Here is a 16090-nt window from a genome sequence, read left to right as displayed (position 1 = left end):
CGGAGGAATGCCGGGTGACCTCTACCGAACGGCACGCCACCGGCCGGCCCGCCACCCTGCACGATGTGGCCAGGCTGGCCGGCGTCTCGATCGCCACCGCCTCCAAGGCGCTCAACGGCCGGAAACATGTTTCGGCCACCACTCGGGCCGAGGTGCTGGAGGCGGCCGCCCTGCTGGCGTACTCGCCGAACACTCTGGCCCGCGGCCTGGTCGCCGGCCGTACCGGCATGGTCGGGCTGCTCACCTCCGACCTGGAGGGACGGCTGTCCATCCCGATCCTGATGGGCGCCGAGGACGCCTTCGGCGCCGACCGGACGAGCGTGCTGCTCTGCGACGCGCGCGGCGACGCCATCCGCGAGGGACACCACCTGCGGACGCTGCTCAGCCGCCGGGTCGACGGGCTGATCGTGGTCGGCGCCCGGCCCGACCCGCGACCGTCCATCGGGCGGGACCTGCCGGTGCCGGTCGTGTACGCGTACGCACCGTCCGCCGATCCCGACGACCTCTCTCTGGTCAGCGACAACGTCACGGCCGGCCGGATGGCGATCGAGCACCTGACCGGCCTCGGCCGCCGCACGATCGCGCACATCACCGGCGACCCGACCTACGGCGCCGCTCAGGACCGGGCCAAGGGCGCGCTGGCCGAGCTCGCCGCACGCGGTCTGCCGCTCGCCGGCGATCGGGTGCACTTCGGCGCCTGGACCGAGGCGTGGGGTCGCAGCGCCACCCGGACGCTGCTGGCACAGCACGTCGCCATCGACGCGGTCTTCGCCGGCTCCGACCAGATCGCCCGCGGGGTGATCGACGCCCTGCACGAGGAGGGCCTGGAGGTGCCGCGCGACGTGGCGGTGATCGGCTTCGACAACTGGGAGATCTTCGCGACCAGCTCACGGCCGCCGCTGTCCAGCATCGACATGAACCTGGAGACCCTCGGCCGGGTCGCCGCCGAACGCCTCGCCGCCGCCTTCGACGGCGCCCTCGGCTCCGGCGTCGAACAGATCCCCTGCCGGCTGGTCCCCCGCGAATCCACCGTGGCCGCCTGATCTCGCACGCGATGCGAGGGTCTGGCTGAGCAAGCTTTTCCGGTACGCCGTGAGCCGTCCCGGAAATTCAATCCACGGGTCCCGCGGTGGCACTACGCGGCCACCTGCCGCCGCGCGGCCCCAGCGCGGGTCACGCCGGGGCCGGCACGGAATCAGGCCGCCGGCGGCTGACCACCCGGCGCGCCGGAGGGCGGCGCACCGCCCGGGCCACCCGGAGCACCGCTCGGCGGGGCTCCGCCGGGCCGGCCGCCACCCCCGGCGGGTGCCCCGCCGCCGGCAGGCGTCGTCCGGGTGTCCACGCCGACCGTGAGCGCGACCAGATAACCGCTGCCCACGTCCCCGGTCACGGTGGCCAGCTGGCTGGCGCCGCCGTCCTCGCCGAAGACGTTGTCGGTCGCCAGGGTCAGCTGCGCCAGGTTGGTGACCGACTGCTCGTACCCGGTCTCCTTGAAGACGACATCGCAGACCTGCTTCGGCAGAGCCACCTGGGATGTGGCGATCGCCTTCGTGGAGTCGGCGATGCTCGCCTGGTCGGGGTAGACCTCGAAGTGCACGTGCGGCCACCGGCCGGTGTAACAGGCCGGGAAGATGCTGGTGAAGGTCACCTTGCCGGAGTCGTCGGCGATCTGGACCCCGCGCAGATAGTTCTCCTCGGTGACGCCCTCGGAGTACATCGAGTAGAGGCCCGCCCGGTCGCAGTGCCAGACGTAGACGGCCACCCCGGCGAAGACGCCGCCGCCGTTCGCCAGATCCTTGACGGTCAGTTCCAGGGTCATCGGCACGCCCTCGGCCGTACCGCTCGCGTCGCCGAAACTGGACCGGATGTCGCGGCGCACGATGCCGCTCTGCTCCAGGACGTCCGGGCCGTTCGAGCCGTCACCCGGGTACGGTCCCGCCGTCTCGTCCGGGATCTCACCGGACGACGTGGTCGCCGTGCTGGTCGAGCTCGTGTCGTTGGTGCACGCCGCGAGCCCCAGTGCGACCGCGCCGGCGCCGAACGCCCGCAGGATCTGCCGGCGGCCGACAAGCGTGCCGAGATCGAACCCGAGGCCCTGGTCGAACACCTCCTCGGCCGGATTCGGCAGACGTCGCCCCTGATACATAGATCTCTGCTGCCTTGTCACTGATCCTCCGCATGTGCCGGTTGCCTGAGGCCATGCAAGCACCGCAATCTATGGCTGCGCTGTGCGCGGGCCATGAGAGAGGCCGGGCGCATCGCTTCTCAGAAGAGCGCGGAGTACGCGTTGAGGGCCGGCTGCCCGCCGAGGTGGGCGTAGAGGACGTTGGACCTCGGGGCGATCTCACCGCGCCGGACCAGGTCGATCAGCCCGGCCATCGACTTGCCCTCGTAGACCGGGTCGGTGACCATGCCCTCGGTGCGTGCGGCCAGCCGCATCGCGTCCAGCGTGGACTCGTCGGGGATGCCGTAGATCCCGGCGTGGTAGCGCTCGTCCAGGATGATCTCGTCCTCGGTCAGGTCGCGCTCCACGCCGATCAACGCGGCCGTCGCGCGGGCGATCCGGGCCACCTGGTCGCGGGTCTCGGTGGGCTTCGCCGAACCGTCGATGCCGATCACCCGGCGCGGCCGGCCACCGGCGGCGGCGAACCCGGCGATCATGCCGGCCTGGGTGCTGCCGGTCACCGAGCAGACGATGATCGTGTCGAAGAAGACGCCCAGGTCACGCTCCTGCTCGATCACCTCGTACGCCCAGTTCGCGAAGCCGAGCCCGCCGAGCCGGTGGTCCGAGGCGCCGGCCGGGATCGCGTACGGCGTACCCCCGGAGGCCTCGACCTCGGCGATCGCCGCGTCCCAGCTCTCCTTGAAACCGATGCCGAACCCGGCCTTGACCAGCCGCACGTCCGCGCCCGCGAGCCGGCTGATCAGGATGTTGCCGACCTTGTCGTAGACGCTGTCCGGCCAGTCCACCCAGCTCTCCTGGACCAGCACGCACCTGAGGCCGGTGGCGGCGGCGACCGCGGCGACCTGGCGGGTGTGGTTGGACTGGACGCCGCCGATCGAGACCAGTGTGTCGGCGCCGCGGGCGAGCGCGTCGGCCACCAGATACTCCAGCTTGCGGGTCTTGTTACCGCCGTACGCGATGCCGGAGTTGCAGTCCTCCCGTTTGGCCCAGATCGTCGCGCCGCCGAGGTGGCGGGTGAGACGGTCGAGCCGGTGCACCGGCGACGGGCCGAACAGCAGCGGGTGGCGGGGGAAGTCACTGAGCGGCATAGGGAGGCTCCTCGAGGTCGACGCTGTGGTGCAGGTGGCCCCAGATCTCCGCGTTAACGGCGACGGCCCGCGCCTCGTCGCGCGCGGCCAGGGCTTCGATCAGGTCGTCGTGCAGCCGCACCGAGCGGGACGCCTGCGGAGAGGTGAACAGGAGACGTTCGGCTCGGCGTACCAGAGGGGTGTATCTCTCGACGGTGCCGCTGGCCGCGGCATTGCCGTAAGCGGCCAGGGGGATGGCGTGCACCTCGTCGTCGGCGGCCAGGGCCGCCTCGACGTCGCCCGCGGCGACGGCGGCGGCGAATCGGGCGTTGGCCGTGCGCATCGCTGCCAGCTGGTCGGTGGAGAGCTTTCCGGCGATGTTGTGTACGGCGAGCTGGTGCATCGCCCCGAGCACGGCGGCCGCGTCCTCGACGTCCTTCGCCACCACCGCGGTGACCCGGGTGTAGCTCTGCGGTTTCGTCTCGACGAGGCCCTCGCCGGTCAGGCGGGAGATCGCCTCCCGGATCGGCGCCCGGGAGAGACCGAGCCGCTCGGCCAGGTCGTCGGGGCGCAGCGCGGCGCCGGGTGGCAGAGTGCCGTCCACGATCGCGCCGCGGATCCGCTCGTAGGCCGCGTCCCGCAGCAGGTACCGTCCGATGCTCTCCACAACTGAAATGTTAGATACCAACGGCAGGTGCCCGCAAGGGCTCAGCGGGGGCGGCGGGGAAGGAGCAGCAGGGCGATGCCGGTGATGATCATGGCGAAGCCGATGACCATGGTGGGCTGGCCCGGCCCACCGGTGACCGGAACCGTGCCCGGCGCCGGTGCCGGGGACGGCGGCGCGGAGGATTTCGGCCCGGCCGGTACGACCACCGTCGACGGCGCGCGGGCCTCGGCTCCCGGAGAGTCCGCGACGGTCAGGTCGCCGCTCACCTTGACCTCGTAGGTGTGCCTACCGCGGGTGATGTCCGCGGCACTCAGGTGGTAGACCCCGGAGACGCAGGTCATCGACCCGCTGGGGGCGATCCGGGTGCCGGGGCAGGCGACCGCGGCGGGCAGGCCGGTGACGCGCACGTTGACCAGGGTGACGTTGCCGGTGTTGGTGACCAGCACGGTGGAGACGACCTCGTCGCGGGTGCTCAGCTCGCCGTCGCCGTCGGTGTCGGACCACGCGGCCTGCTGCGCGGCGGACAGCCTCGGGCTGGACGCGACGACCGGCACCGAGGTTCGCGCCTGGCCGGAGGCGACGGCACGGTTCGCGCCGGACCAGGTCCCCCGGGCGTACGCGCGAGCCTGGAGCGGCCGGGCCGCGTCGACGTCGGCCTGGGTGACCCGGTACGGGCGGTCGGCGGTACAGCCGGTGTCTTCGCCGGCCGCGAGCTCGGTGGCGCGGCAGGTGACCGACCCGACCAAGGGGTCGACGACGACGAGATCACGAACGGTCACGTTGCCGGAGTTGGTGACCGTGTAGCCGTACCGGATCAGGTTGCCGGCCTGGACGTCGGAGCCCTGCGCCGCCACGAAGACGCCGGCCGACATCTCCAGGGTCAGCGCCGGCCGGGCCGCGACCACGCCGGCGCTCCCCTCGAACGGGCCGAACGTCCGCGGGCCGCCGGAACCGGGACCCGACCCGGTCAGCGTGACCCGGTCGGTGATCGGTACGCCGGCGTCCACGTCGTCCCGGGTGACGGTGTACGCCGGACCCGTACAGATCATGCTCTCGCGCAGGCCCAGGCTGGTCGCCGGGCAGCGCACCGTGCCGCCCCGCCCGGCGGCGACCGCGATACCGGTCATCGGCTGGTTGCCGGCGTTGACCACCTCGTAGCGGAACGTGAGGGTGTCGCCGGCCTCGGCGGCGTTCTGGTGCGCCGCGGGCTCCACCACCGGGATGATCCGCGCCCGCAGAGCCGGCTCCGAGACCAGCACGCCGACCCCGACGAGCACCGGCGGGTAGGCCACGTCCTGGCCGCCGGGTGTGCGGCCGGCCACCGACACCTCGTTGACGATCTCCCCGCCGGCGTCGACGTCGTCGCTGGTCACGGTGTAGACCTGGGCGGAGCCGCAGACCAGCGAGTCGCCGGGGGCGAGCACGGTGCCCGGGCAGTCGGCCCGGCCGAACCGGCTGTCCACCACCTCGATCTGCCGCATCGTGACCATGCCGGCGTTGGTCACCACGTACTCGTAGCCGATCTCGTCGCCCTCGTCGACGGCGGTGCGGTGGCCGGCGGGGCTGACCGTGGCCGCTGCCGTGAGGATCAGGGCGGGCGAGCCGTAGGAGACCGTGACGCTCACCGGCGTCGTGCCGTACTCGACCGCTTCGGTCTGAAGCGGGCCGCGCCCGCGCACCCGCGCCGCCGAGCTGATCGTCCCCCGGTCCATGTCGGCCTGGGTCACCGTGTACGGGGCAGCGGTGCACACCATGTCGTCGCCCACCGCCAGGTCGGTGCCGGGGCAGCTGCCCGAGCCGGCGAGAGTGTCCGAGACGGTGATGTCATGCATGGTCACGTTGCCGGTGTTGCGTACCCGGTAGTCCACGTCGATGCGGTCACCCGGCACCACACCGGACACGTGCTGCGCCGGGGTGATCGAGGTGGTGGACGTGATGCTCAGGTCCGGCCGGGCCGCGACCACGGTCACCGACGCGCCGCCCTCCGCGGCCGCCGTGGCGCTGCCCGGCGTGACGCCCTGCCCGGTGACGATGGTGTCGTTGTGCAACGGACCACCGGCGTCGATGTCGCCCTGGGTGACCACGTACGGCTGGGCCGGCGCCGACTCACAGGTGACCGTGTCACCGGCGTCGATGCTGGTCGGGCAGTCGTTGCCGCTGACCTTCGAGTCGATCACGGCCAGGTGGTTGATGGTGACGTTGCCGGTGTTGCGCAGCGTGTACCGGTAGGTGACCGCGCCGCCCGCCGCCACCGGCGTGGTGATCGGCGAGGTCACCGCGATGCTCAGGGCGGGTGCCGGCGGCGCGACGGTCACGCTCGCGTGAAAGGGGCCGTATGTCTCGGTGGTCGTGGAACCGCTCTGCTTGGCGCTGATCGAGGCCGCGTCGATGATCGGCAGGCCGGCGTCCACGTCGGGCTGCGTCACCGGGTATCCGGCACCCGGCAGGGTGGAACACGTCATGGCCGCCCCGATGGCCAATGTGGTCTGCCCGAGACAGGTGACCGGGCCGGTCTTCGTGTCGGTCAGGGCGATGTCCACCATCTCGACGTTGCCGTTGTTGGTGACCCGGTAGTCGTACTCGATCTCGTCGGTGACGGCCGCGGCGTACTGGTGACCGGCCGTCATGACCTTCGGCGTGACCACGGCGACGAGCGAGGGCCGCGCCACCACGACCGGCACGCTGGAGGTCACCCTGGCGTACTGGACCGGCCCGGCGTCGACCACGCTGGCCGCCGTCACCGTGACCGTGTTGCCGATCGGCGCACCGGAGGTGATGTCGCCGGAGGTGACCGTGTAGCCGCCGGCCGCGCAGTCGGTGAACGCGCCCGGAGCCAGCGTGGTGTTACCGCAGACCCCGGCCACACCACGGGTGCCGGTGGCGGTGAGCTGGTTGAGCGCGAGGTTGCCGGTGTTGGTCACCCGGTACACGTAGCCGAGGGTGGTGCCGACGCCCGCTCCGATGGCCGACGCGGGGTTGAGAGTGGCCTGCACCGAGACGGACAGGCTCGGCGCTGCTGCGGCGGCGGTGACGGCGGCCGACGTGGCGTTGTTGCCGGAGTCCGGATCGGTGCTGCCGGAGGCGACCACCCGGGTCCAGACGACGAGCGTGCCGCTGCCCTGAGCGACGCCGTCGATGGTCAGCGTCTGACTCCCCTCGGCGACCGTCAGGTTCGGCAGGCTCCAGGTCAGCGCCGCGTCGTCGTAGCTCCCGGCGCTCGGCACACCCCGGACGAGGAGCAGGCCCGCCGGTGGATCCTCGCGCAGCAGCACACCGGCGGCATCGGACGGGCCGAGGTTGCGGACGGTGATCACGAAGCCCACGTCACCGGTCTGCACCAGCGGCGGACCCGGCGTGAGGGCCTTGGTGACCCTCAGGTCGGAGCGGCGCTCCACCTGCCGGGTGGTGACCACGGTGTTGTCGGAGGCGTCCGGGTCCGGCGACGTCGCCGAGACCGTCGCGGTACGCGTGTAGACCGTGTTCGAGTAGCCAGCCGAGAGAAGCACCCCGTCGAAGACGATCTCCCAGCTCGTGGTGCCGGTGGAGGCGAGCGTCGGCAGGTTGCAGACATAGGTGCCACCGTCCGCCGTGGTCCCGTCCGGTGCCCGGGTGCCCTGGAAGTCACACGAGCCGGCACTCGGGTTGGCGGTCGGAACCGGCCGGCCGGCCGGAACGGCCTGGCGCAGCACCACACCCTCGGCCCGGGTGGTGCCGTCGTTGGTGACGGTGACGACGCCGCGCACCTGCTCACCGGCGACCAGCGGATCCGCCGGCGTGGTCGAGTTGCTCAGCACCTGCGACACCCGGAGGTCCGCTTCCAGCTCGATGGTGAACGAGACCACCGAGGTCTCGTTGCCCGGGACCGGGTCGGTGGTCGGCGAGATGATCGTGGTGCTGGCCTGCTGGACACCGGCCGCCGCGGCCGGGCCGACCACCGCCTTGCCCCTGATCGGGATCACCGCCCCGGACGGCAGTTCCTGGATGGTGCAGGCCGTGGCGGTGCAGAACGGACTGGCCGCACGGACGATCGTGAAGCCGGCCGGTACCACGGTGTTGAACGAGACGTTCGTCGCCGTCGACGGCCCATGGTTGGTGACCACCAGCGTGAACGGCACCTCGTCGCCCGGCTTCGCGGTGCTCTGCTCGAGGGTCAGCCGGACACCCAGGTTGGCCCGCGAGGTGCTTTGCGCCTTGACCGAGGCGTTGTTGTCGGTGACGTCGGACTCCGGGGTGGACGAGGTCACCGAGGCGACGTTGTGGATCGAGTCGCTCTCGTTGCCCAGCTCCACCAGGACGTCCACCCAGGTGGTCGCTCCCGCAGCGAGGCTGGGCCAGGTGCACGTCAGGGTCCGCAGGATGCTCCCGACGTAGGTGCAGGAGCCGGCGCCGGCGGGGTTCGCGCTGCTGAAGGTGGACCCGGTGGTGATCGGGTCGGTGAGGGTGACACCCAGCGCGGTGGACGGTCCGTTGTTGGTCACGGTCGCCCGGTAGGTCACCGTGTCACCGGCGACCGGCTGGGCCGGGGAGTACGTCATCCCGACGTCCAGGTCGGTCAGCGTGGCCACCGTGTCGCTCACCGAGGTGGCGTTGTCGGCCTGGCTGATCTCGAACGTGCTGCTCGCCACCGATGCGGTGAGTGTCGCCTGTGCTCCGGGCGTGGCCTGCGGTATCACCAGTCCGGACACCGTCATGGAGGCGGTGGCACCGGCCGGCAGGGAGCCGATGGAGCAGGTGACCGCCGGGGCGTTCACCGTACAGGCGCCCGGTGACGAACTCGCCGTGACGTTGACGATCCCGAACGGGACGGCGGCGCTCGCCTGCACCGCGTTCGCCGTGTCCGGACCGTTGTTGACGATCGTGATGTCGGTGGTCGCGGTCCGGCCGGCGACCACACCCGGGGCCGCGACCACGGCGGTGATCGCGAGGTTCGCCGCCGCGGCGACGACGGTCGAGGCGCTGCTCGAGATCGAGGTCAGCGTGGAGCCGGTGAGGTCGTCGCGGTAGGTCACGGCGGCCTCGTTGACGAGCGTCGAGGTGGCGGCGGCCGCGGTGACCCGTACCTGATAGGAGAAGGACCGGCTCTCGGCCACCGGGACGGCGCCACCGGCGGCGGAGCCGGCACCCGCGCCGGCCCGGACCCGGACCGTCCGGCTGGCCGCGTCGTACTCGCCGGTGTCGGAGTCCGCGTCGTCGGTGACGGTGTTGCTGCTCGACCCGGTGAGGGACCGGATCGAGCCGGGTACGAACGTCACGTTCGCCGGCAGATCGTCGGTCATCACCACGGCCTTCGCCGGGTTGCCACCCTTGTTCTGCGTGTTGACCGTGTACGTGAGCACGTCGCCGACGTTGGCCGTGGCGCCGCCGGACACGCTGGAAACCGTGGTCGTGCTCTCCAGGCAGGACGCCGTACCGAACGAGATGCCGTCGAGGAAGTTGCCGTAGGTCGGCTTGTTCTGGGCGGTCGAGATGGAGTCGAAGCCGAACCGGGTCCGCGTCTGGCCGGGAGGCACCGTGTAGATCCCGGACGAGGTGCCCCAGGCCGCCGCGCCGTTGGAGATCGTCGTGCTCTGGTTGGGAGCGAACGGGGCGTTGCCCACCGGCGGCGGTCCGATCTTCACCGCCATCACGTCGGTGCCCAGCCGGCCGCGATGCTTGAGCTCCCAGCGCAGCGTCACGCCGGGTGTGGTGGGCAGATCCTGGTAGAGCTGCGAGACGAAGTTGGCGTTGAGCTCGACGAACTGGTGGCCGGAGCCGGAGGTGAAGCCCTGCCGGACCTCCCGCCACAGCTCGAAGACGTTGTCCTGGGCGGTGGTCAGCCATCCGGGCATGTCGCCCTCTTTGATCAGCTGCATCGTGGCGGCGGGGATCACCGGGGCTTCGAAGTCGCCGTTCGCCAGCGTCACCGGCGACGCGCAGGAGGTCTGGGCGGCTCGTGCCGGTCCGGTCAACGCTTCCGGGAGGACGAGCCAGAGAGAGGCCAACATGATGATCACGCTGAGGCGTGCACAGTTCTGCGAAATCAACAGGCACCCGATCCCGTCCGGGCAGTCCAGCCGCCACGTCGTTCAGGGGTAAGTTACGACGCAGAAGTAAAACTAAGTCGTGTTTTTCCAGTATCTACTGGTTTTATCCGAGCGAAGCCGGCGCTTCACGCCGGCTTCGCTCCCTCCGGCCCTAGCTTTCCTCGAGCTTGCGCAGCGCGATCTTGGCGATTCTCTTCAGCTCGCTGGTGCTGGGAGCCGGCACGCCGACCAGGGCGACCGTGACATAGACATCGTCGTACGCGATGGCGACCAGCTTGCCGAGCACGGAGAGCTCGTAGCCCTTCTCCTTCAGCGTGACCACCATCGACATCGCGATCGACTCGTCACCGAACTGCGGCATCTTCGGCAGCGGCGACGACTCGATCCGGACGCCGTCGTTCTCCGCGTCCGGGCAGCGCTCCAGGACCTCCGCGGCCTGCTGGACCAGGGTGCGGGCCTGCCGGCGACCGGCGTCGTACAGGGTCTCCATGAGCACCGGTCCTTCCGTGCCCTTGATGAAGGAGACCGCTTCGAGGTCCGGCTCGACGGTGGTGACCTTGGCCGGCTGGTCGCCCTTGATGGGCTTGTCACCCTTGATGGGCTTGTCACCCTTGATGGGCTTGTCACCCTTGACCGAGGGCCGGTCCTCCGGATCAGGCAAGTCGATCTTGGTGGGTGGCTCGCCCTTGGTAGGCGGCTCACCCTTGATCGGCTCCTCGCCCTTCACGGGCTTGTCGCCCTTCACAGGCTTGTCGCCCTTCACAGGCTTCTCGCCCTTCACAGGCTTCTCGCCCTTCACAGGCTTCTCGCCCTTCACAGGCTTCTCGCCCTTCACAGGCTTCTCGCCCTTCACAGGCTTGTCGCCCTTCAGAGGCCGATCCGGCGCGACAGGTGTGTCCGGAGTGAGCTCGGCGACATCCGGTACCGCACACGGGTCGCCACCCGCCTCACCCTGCTCCAGCATCCCGGCGATCGACTCGGCGGGATCGAAGTCCAGAGGCCCGTACCCCGCCGGAAGATCGTCCAGCTCCAGCAGCGCGTCCTTGAGCGACGCCGGGGCGACGGGCGCGGCGGCAGCCGGACGCGCGACCCCCGCGACGTCGGCGACCACCATCGGCAGCCCGACCCCGACCGAGAGTCCGAGCGTGAGCGGAAAACCGGCGGCAAGCCTTACCACCTTGTTTTTCAGAATTCCCATCGCCTCACCATAGGGCGGTTCCAGCGACGAATCATGCATTCAGAAATACCGCCTCTGACCTGCGGATATAGCGGCAAATAATTGCTATTCGGCGATCCTTGGCCAGCTGAGAATTCTAACGCCGACGAGCATCGCGCGCCGGTTTTCAATCTGTTTCGGTGCGGATCTCGAAGACGGCGACACGGTCGGCGGCCGCCGCGAACTCGTCCGGATCCCCCTTGGTGACGAGGCCGAGCTTGACGAAGAACGGGACCCCACTGGGAACCTCGACCGGAAAGGCACGCATCACGGCGCGCCGCTCCTCGGGGTCGGTCACCTCGACGAGGGCGACGTCGGCCCGGCGGCGACCGGCGGCGAGCTCGCCGCGCCGGGCGGCACGGACGTTGCGCGCCCAGTCCCCCTCGGGCAGGCCGGCCACGACGTAGCGGCGACCGCCCACGGTCAGCGGCGAGACGGGCGTGGAGCGGGCGACGCCGGACCTCCGGCCCGGCACGGTGAGCACGTGGATCGTGCCCAGTCGCAGGCCGAGCCGGTTCAGGACACGGACGACACGGTTGGCGAACGGCAGCCAGCCGGGAAGCTGAAGGGTCGCGCCGGGCATCAGGGAATCCTTTCGACGATCGAAGCTTTCCTGGCAGGGTATATTCCTTCGAGTGTCGAAGCAATCGCCGGCGAACACGGATGCGCATGCCGGTCCCGCCGTGATCCGGGCCGCGGCAGCCGACGCCGCCGCGCGGTTCGGCGCGGCCGCCGACGAGGTGGACGACGCGGCCGCGGCCCGGCTCGGCGTGAACCGTACCGACCTGCGGATCCTCGGCCTGGTCAGCGCCGCGGAGGCGATGACGGCCGGTGCGCTGGCGACCGCGGCCCGGCTCAGCCCGGCCGCCACCACGGCGGCGATCCAGCGGCTGGCCGCCGCCGGCCACCTGCGCCGCGAGGTCGACCCCTCGGACCGGCGCCGGGCCGTCGTCACGGTCACCGCCACCACCGCCGAGATCCTCGACCGTGTCTACCGCCCGATCGGGGAAGCCGGCCTGCGGCTGCTCGACCGCTACTCCCCCGCCGAGCTCACGCTGATCACCGAGTTCCTCCACGTCGGCCGCCGTATGCAACTCGAACAGGCCGAACGGATCCGCACCATGGCGGACGGCTGACCGGGAAGGGCCGGGCCGCAGGCACGAGGTTGCGTTCGTGCTGGAAACTGTGCGCACAGCCCACGCCCGGGCTCCCTTCACCACTGGAACCGCCGTGACCAGCGCACCATCGGAATATCCGTGCCCCTACTGCGGTACCCCCGCCTCGGCCGAGTCCGGCTGCCCGTCGTGCGGGCGCGCACCGGACCCCGACGCCATCGAGGTGATCCGGCTGGACGCGGAGATCGCCGGTCTCAACCAGCGTCTGCAAGCTGCCCGCGCTGAGCTCGACGGCATCCAGCGGCAACTCACCGACACCACGACCCGCCGCAACGCGGCCGCCTCCCGGGTCAGCGACGCGGTCCGCACGACCATGACCACGGCGGCGCCCCGGCCGGTGCCGGCACCACCGCCCCCTCCGACGGAACCCCGGCTCGCCACACTCACCGTGCAGAACGTGCTGTTCACCCTCGGCGGCCTGCTCCTGCTCGTCGCGGCGGCGGTGTTCACCGCGGTGGCGTGGGCCCAGGTCGGCGTGCTCGGGCGCGCGCTGCTGCTCGGCGCGGCCACGGCCGCGATCCTCGCGGTGCCACCGATCGCGGCGCGGCGCGGCCTGACGGCCGCCGCCGAGACACTCGCGGCCGTCGGCCTGCTGATGATCCTTCTGGATGGGTACGCGGCCTGGGCGGTCGACTTCCTCGGTGTGGCCGGGACACCCCCGGAGGCGTACGCGGCCGCGGTCTGCACGGTGACCGCGGCGACCGCCCTCGGCTACGGGCACCTCGTCGGACTGACCGGCCCACGGGTCGCCGCCCTGCTGATCATCCAGCCGGCGTTGCCCCTGGCCATGGCCTCCCTGGACCCGGGAGCGCTCGGCTGGTCGCTCGCGCTCACCGGGGTGGCCGCGCTGAACGTGGCGGTGCTCCGGTTACGACCGGCCCGCTTCCGGGCGGACGGGATCGGCCTGGTCGCGTACGTCTGTGGTGCCGGTGCGGCCGGGCTGGCCGCCCTGCTCGCCTTCACCGAGTTGCTCCTCGCCGGTGATGCCGCCCGCGCCGCCGCGAGCGGCGGAGTGCTGGTGCTGGTCACGCTGGTCGTGGTCGGTGCTGCCGGGCTGAGCGGGAATCGCCCGGCCCAGGCCATCACCGGCGGTCTGCTGGTGGGCGCGCTGGGCATCGCGGCCGGCGGGTGGGCCGTGCGACTCGAGCCCGGTACGGCCGCGCTGCGCCTCGCCCTTGTCGCGTTGCTGCTGTCCGGGCTGGTGGCGTTGGCCCGGCGGCGGCTGCCGGGAAATGTCGGCCAGGGGCCGTGGATCGGCGCACTCGCGGTGGCGGCGGTGCCGGCGGTCGCGGTCACCGGGTGGGCGCTCGTCGCCGCGCGCCGCAGTGTGCTGGCGGCCCGTCCGCTCCTCGACGCACCGTGGACGGAGACGGTCACCGGGCTCGGATGGGATCTGCCGGTCGCGGCGGTCGCGGTGGTTTGCGCGTACCTCCTGTTGTTGCCGGCCCGGACCCGCATCGACCTGGCCCTGGCCGCGATCGTCCTGGTGGGGTTCCTGGTGCCGGCGGCGTTCCGCCTGCCCTGGTGGTCCGCCGCGATCGCCGGGATGCTGGTCGCCGCGGTCGCCCTGGCGCTGGCTACGCGCGCCGCCGGCCGGACGACGCTCGCGATCCGGCTCGGGCTGGGCGCGACGGCGGCCGGTCACGCGCTGCTGGCCGGGCTCGGCCGGCCCGGTGTGGCGGCCGGTGTCTGCGCCGCGATCGCCCTGATCGGAATCGGTACGGCCCTGGCAGTGCGGTCCGGGCCGCGCCGCGCCGACGCCGGTGCCGGCGCCCTGACGGCCGGCCTCCTAGCGGTGCCGGCGGCGGTGTGGCTGGCGCTGATCGCCGCGGATGTCTCCCCCACCGTCCAGGTGCGCGCGGTCTTCGGCGTGATCGTGCTGCTCTGCGCGGCCGTGCGGCTGCTCCCCTGGTACGCCGCCGAAGCGCTAGCCGTTGCGCTGCTGCTCACCACGGCCAGTCCGGTGTGGGCGCTCGCCGGCACCGACCCGGTGGCGCTCTACGCCGCGGCGGCGTTGCTGCTGATCGCCGCCCTGGTGGCGACCCGAGGCGGTTTCGCCGGAACATACGCGAGCGCCGTCCCGGTGCCCGCAGCGGTGCTGATCGCCGCAACCGGCGCGGACCTCGCGGTGGTCCTCGTCGAGCCCTACCGCGAGCTGACCACGATCTGGTCCGGCACGACCCCGGCCGTCCCGCCGGTGGCCTGGTCGACGGTGGCCGCGTTGCTGCTCACCGCGCTCGCGGCCGCCCTGGCCGGCCTGCTCACCGGCCGCACGGCCAGCCCGGCCCTCCTGCGTGCGACAGACCCGGCCGGCAACGGCCCACCCAGCGCCGCCGCCCCGGCCGGCAACAGGCCCGCCAGCGCCGCCGACCCCGCCGGCAACGGCCCACTCAGTGATGCCGGCCCTGCCGGCGACAGCTCGTCCAGCGCGGCCGACCCAGCCGGTGACAGCCCACCCAGCCCGGCCGGCAACGGCCCCATTGAGCCGGCCGGCCCCGCCGGCGCACCGATCCCGAACTGGCGTGCGGCGGCCATGGCGGCCATGCCTCTGATCGGCCTCGCCATCCCCCTGGCCTTCGCGGCCGCCGGCACATCCTGGCCGGCCGTGCCGATCTCCGGCCTGGTGGTCGGCCTAGCCGGCCTGATCGCCGCCGCGCTCGCACCCGCAAGTGCCGGCACCCTGCTGAGCGCCCTCCTCTTCGGAGCACTGGCAGCAGCCGGTCTAGCCGGATCGACACCCACGCACGGTGCCACGCTCACGGCGCTCGGCCTGCTGGTGGTAGCCGCGGCGGTGATCGGGACGAGTGGCCGCGACTTGGCAGTCCGGACGGCCGGCTGGGTGACCGGTGCGGTCGCGGTGGGCGCGCTGGCGTACACCTCAGGCGACGCCGCCGGGCTGAACGGCGACGGCATCGCCCTCGCCGTGCTGGCCGCCGCCGCTGTGGCGGCGGCGCTGAACTGGATCCTTGTCCGCTACCGCCCGCGCGAGGCCACGCCCGTCGCCGCCGTCGCACAGTCGACCGCCGTGGTCGCCCTCTTCCTCACCGACAGCGCGGAGCGGGCGGCCATCGTCTGCACGCTCTGGTCGACCGTCCTGGTCGTCCGCGCGGTCCTGCCGGGCGAGAGCCGCCGCACCCGGTTCCGCTACGCCCTCGCCGCCGCGCTCACGGTGCTGCTCGGCTGGTGGCTGTTCCTGGTCTCGATCGAGGTGGACACCCCGGAGGTCTACACGCTGCCGGCCGCCGCCCTGGCCGTGTTCCTCGGCTGGCTCGCCCGGCGGGACCGGCCCGGCCTGCCCTCGTGGACCGCGTACGGGCCGGCGCTGGCCGCCGCGTTCCTGCCGACGCTCGCCGTGATCGCCGGCAGCACGTCGGACGACCCGCAGTACGCCCGGCGGCTGCTGCTCGGCGTCGGCGCCCTCGCGGTGCTGGTGGCCGGCGCGCGGGCGCGGGTGCAGGCTCCGGTGGTGGCCGGCGGCGGGGTGCTCACGCTTGTCGCCCTGCACGAGGTGATCCAGTTCTGGGACCTGGTGCCGCGCTGGGTTCCGCTTGCCGTGGGCGGCCTGCTGCTGGTCGGCATCGCGACCACGATGGAGCAGCGCCGCCGCGACCTGCTGCGCCTGCGCAACGCCGTCGGCCGCATGAGCTGAGCCCGCCCCGGCGCCTGCGCAACGCCGTCAGCCGCATGAGCTGAGCCGGCCCGGCGCCTGCCGTTTCCCGGCGGTCGCGCTGGGGCCGCGCCCCACCGCCCCGCTCGC

Annotated in this window: 9 protein-coding genes; 3 read left to right on the top strand and 6 right to left on the bottom strand. The window is 72.3% G+C overall.

Going from position 1 to position 16090, the window contains the following annotated elements; all coding sequences use genetic code 11:
• Positions 1-14: 14 nt before the first annotated feature.
• Positions 15-1043 carry a LacI family DNA-binding transcriptional regulator gene (locus tag I4J89_RS41630; RefSeq protein ID WP_196419731.1) on the top strand — a complete coding sequence of 343 codons (1029 nt, stop codon included), beginning with the start codon at positions 15-17 and terminating at the stop codon, positions 1041-1043.
• A gap of 152 nt (positions 1044-1195) precedes the next feature.
• Here I4J89_RS41630 and I4J89_RS41625 read toward each other — a convergent pair whose 3' ends face one another.
• The 6 genes from I4J89_RS41625 to I4J89_RS41600 all read right to left on the bottom strand — a co-directional run bounded on the left by I4J89_RS41625 (position 1196) and on the right by I4J89_RS41600 (position 11741).
• Entirely contained in the window at positions 1196-2146 is a 951-nt protein-coding gene (locus I4J89_RS41625; protein WP_196419730.1) for an intradiol ring-cleavage dioxygenase, read from the bottom strand.
• 119 nt (positions 2147-2265) lie between these two features.
• A complete protein-coding gene (locus tag I4J89_RS41620) occupies positions 2266-3273 on the bottom strand; it encodes a 1-aminocyclopropane-1-carboxylate deaminase (RefSeq protein WP_196419729.1) in 1008 nt (335 codons plus the stop codon).
• Positions 3260-3919 carry a GntR family transcriptional regulator gene (locus tag I4J89_RS41615; RefSeq protein ID WP_196419728.1) on the bottom strand — a complete coding sequence of 220 codons (660 nt, stop codon included), beginning with the start codon at positions 3917-3919 and terminating at the stop codon, positions 3260-3262. Before I4J89_RS41615 ends, I4J89_RS41620 begins: the two co-directional genes overlap by 14 nt.
• A gap of 41 nt (positions 3920-3960) precedes the next feature.
• Positions 3961-9903, bottom strand: coding sequence for a CLIPPER-2 domain-containing protein (locus I4J89_RS41610; protein ID WP_196419727.1), 5943 nt, complete (start codon positions 9901-9903; stop codon positions 3961-3963).
• A 190-nt stretch (positions 9904-10093) separates the two neighbouring features.
• On the bottom strand, positions 10094-11179 hold the full coding sequence (locus I4J89_RS41605) for a hypothetical protein (RefSeq protein ID WP_196419726.1): 1086 nt from the start codon (positions 11177-11179) through the stop codon (positions 10094-10096).
• A 106-nt stretch (positions 11180-11285) separates the two neighbouring features.
• Entirely contained in the window at positions 11286-11741 is a 456-nt protein-coding gene (locus I4J89_RS41600) for a nitroreductase/quinone reductase family protein (protein WP_196419725.1), read from the bottom strand.
• A 52-nt stretch (positions 11742-11793) separates the two neighbouring features.
• Here I4J89_RS41600 and I4J89_RS50430 point away from each other — a divergent pair, with 52 nt between their 5' ends.
• Positions 11794-12294, top strand: a complete 501-nt coding sequence (locus I4J89_RS50430; protein WP_196419724.1) for a MarR family transcriptional regulator — start codon at positions 11794-11796, stop codon at positions 12292-12294.
• A 94-nt stretch (positions 12295-12388) separates the two neighbouring features.
• Positions 12389-15982, top strand: a complete 3594-nt coding sequence (locus I4J89_RS41590) for an SCO7613 C-terminal domain-containing membrane protein (RefSeq protein WP_196419723.1) — start codon at positions 12389-12391, stop codon at positions 15980-15982.
• Positions 15983-16090: the final 108 nt, after the last annotated feature.

The organism is Actinoplanes aureus, from assembly GCF_015704865.1.
In the GTDB taxonomy this organism is placed as follows: Bacteria; Actinomycetota; Actinomycetes; order Mycobacteriales; family Micromonosporaceae; genus Actinoplanes; species Actinoplanes aureus.
The sequence above is the reverse complement of the archived record's forward strand: the minus strand, read 5'-3'. Positions and strand labels throughout refer to the sequence as shown.

Bases quoted from the DNA above. Each gene is read 5' to 3' on its own strand.
- I4J89_RS41625 (WP_196419730.1), bottom strand. From the start codon at position 2,146: ATGTATCAGGGGCGACGTCTGCCGAATCCGGCCGAGGAGGTGTTCGAC.
- I4J89_RS41620 (WP_196419729.1), bottom strand. From the start codon at position 3,273: ATGCCGCTCAGTGACTTCCCCCGCCACCCGCTGCTGTTCGGCCCGTCG.
- I4J89_RS41610 (WP_196419727.1), bottom strand. From the start codon at position 9,903: ATGTTGGCCTCTCTCTGGCTCGTCCTCCCGGAAGCGTTGACCGGACCG.
- I4J89_RS41605 (WP_196419726.1), bottom strand. From the start codon at position 11,179: ATGCATGATTCGTCGCTGGAACCGCCCTATGGTGAGGCGATGGGAATT.
- I4J89_RS41600 (WP_196419725.1), bottom strand. From the start codon at position 11,741: ATGCCCGGCGCGACCCTTCAGCTTCCCGGCTGGCTGCCGTTCGCCAAC.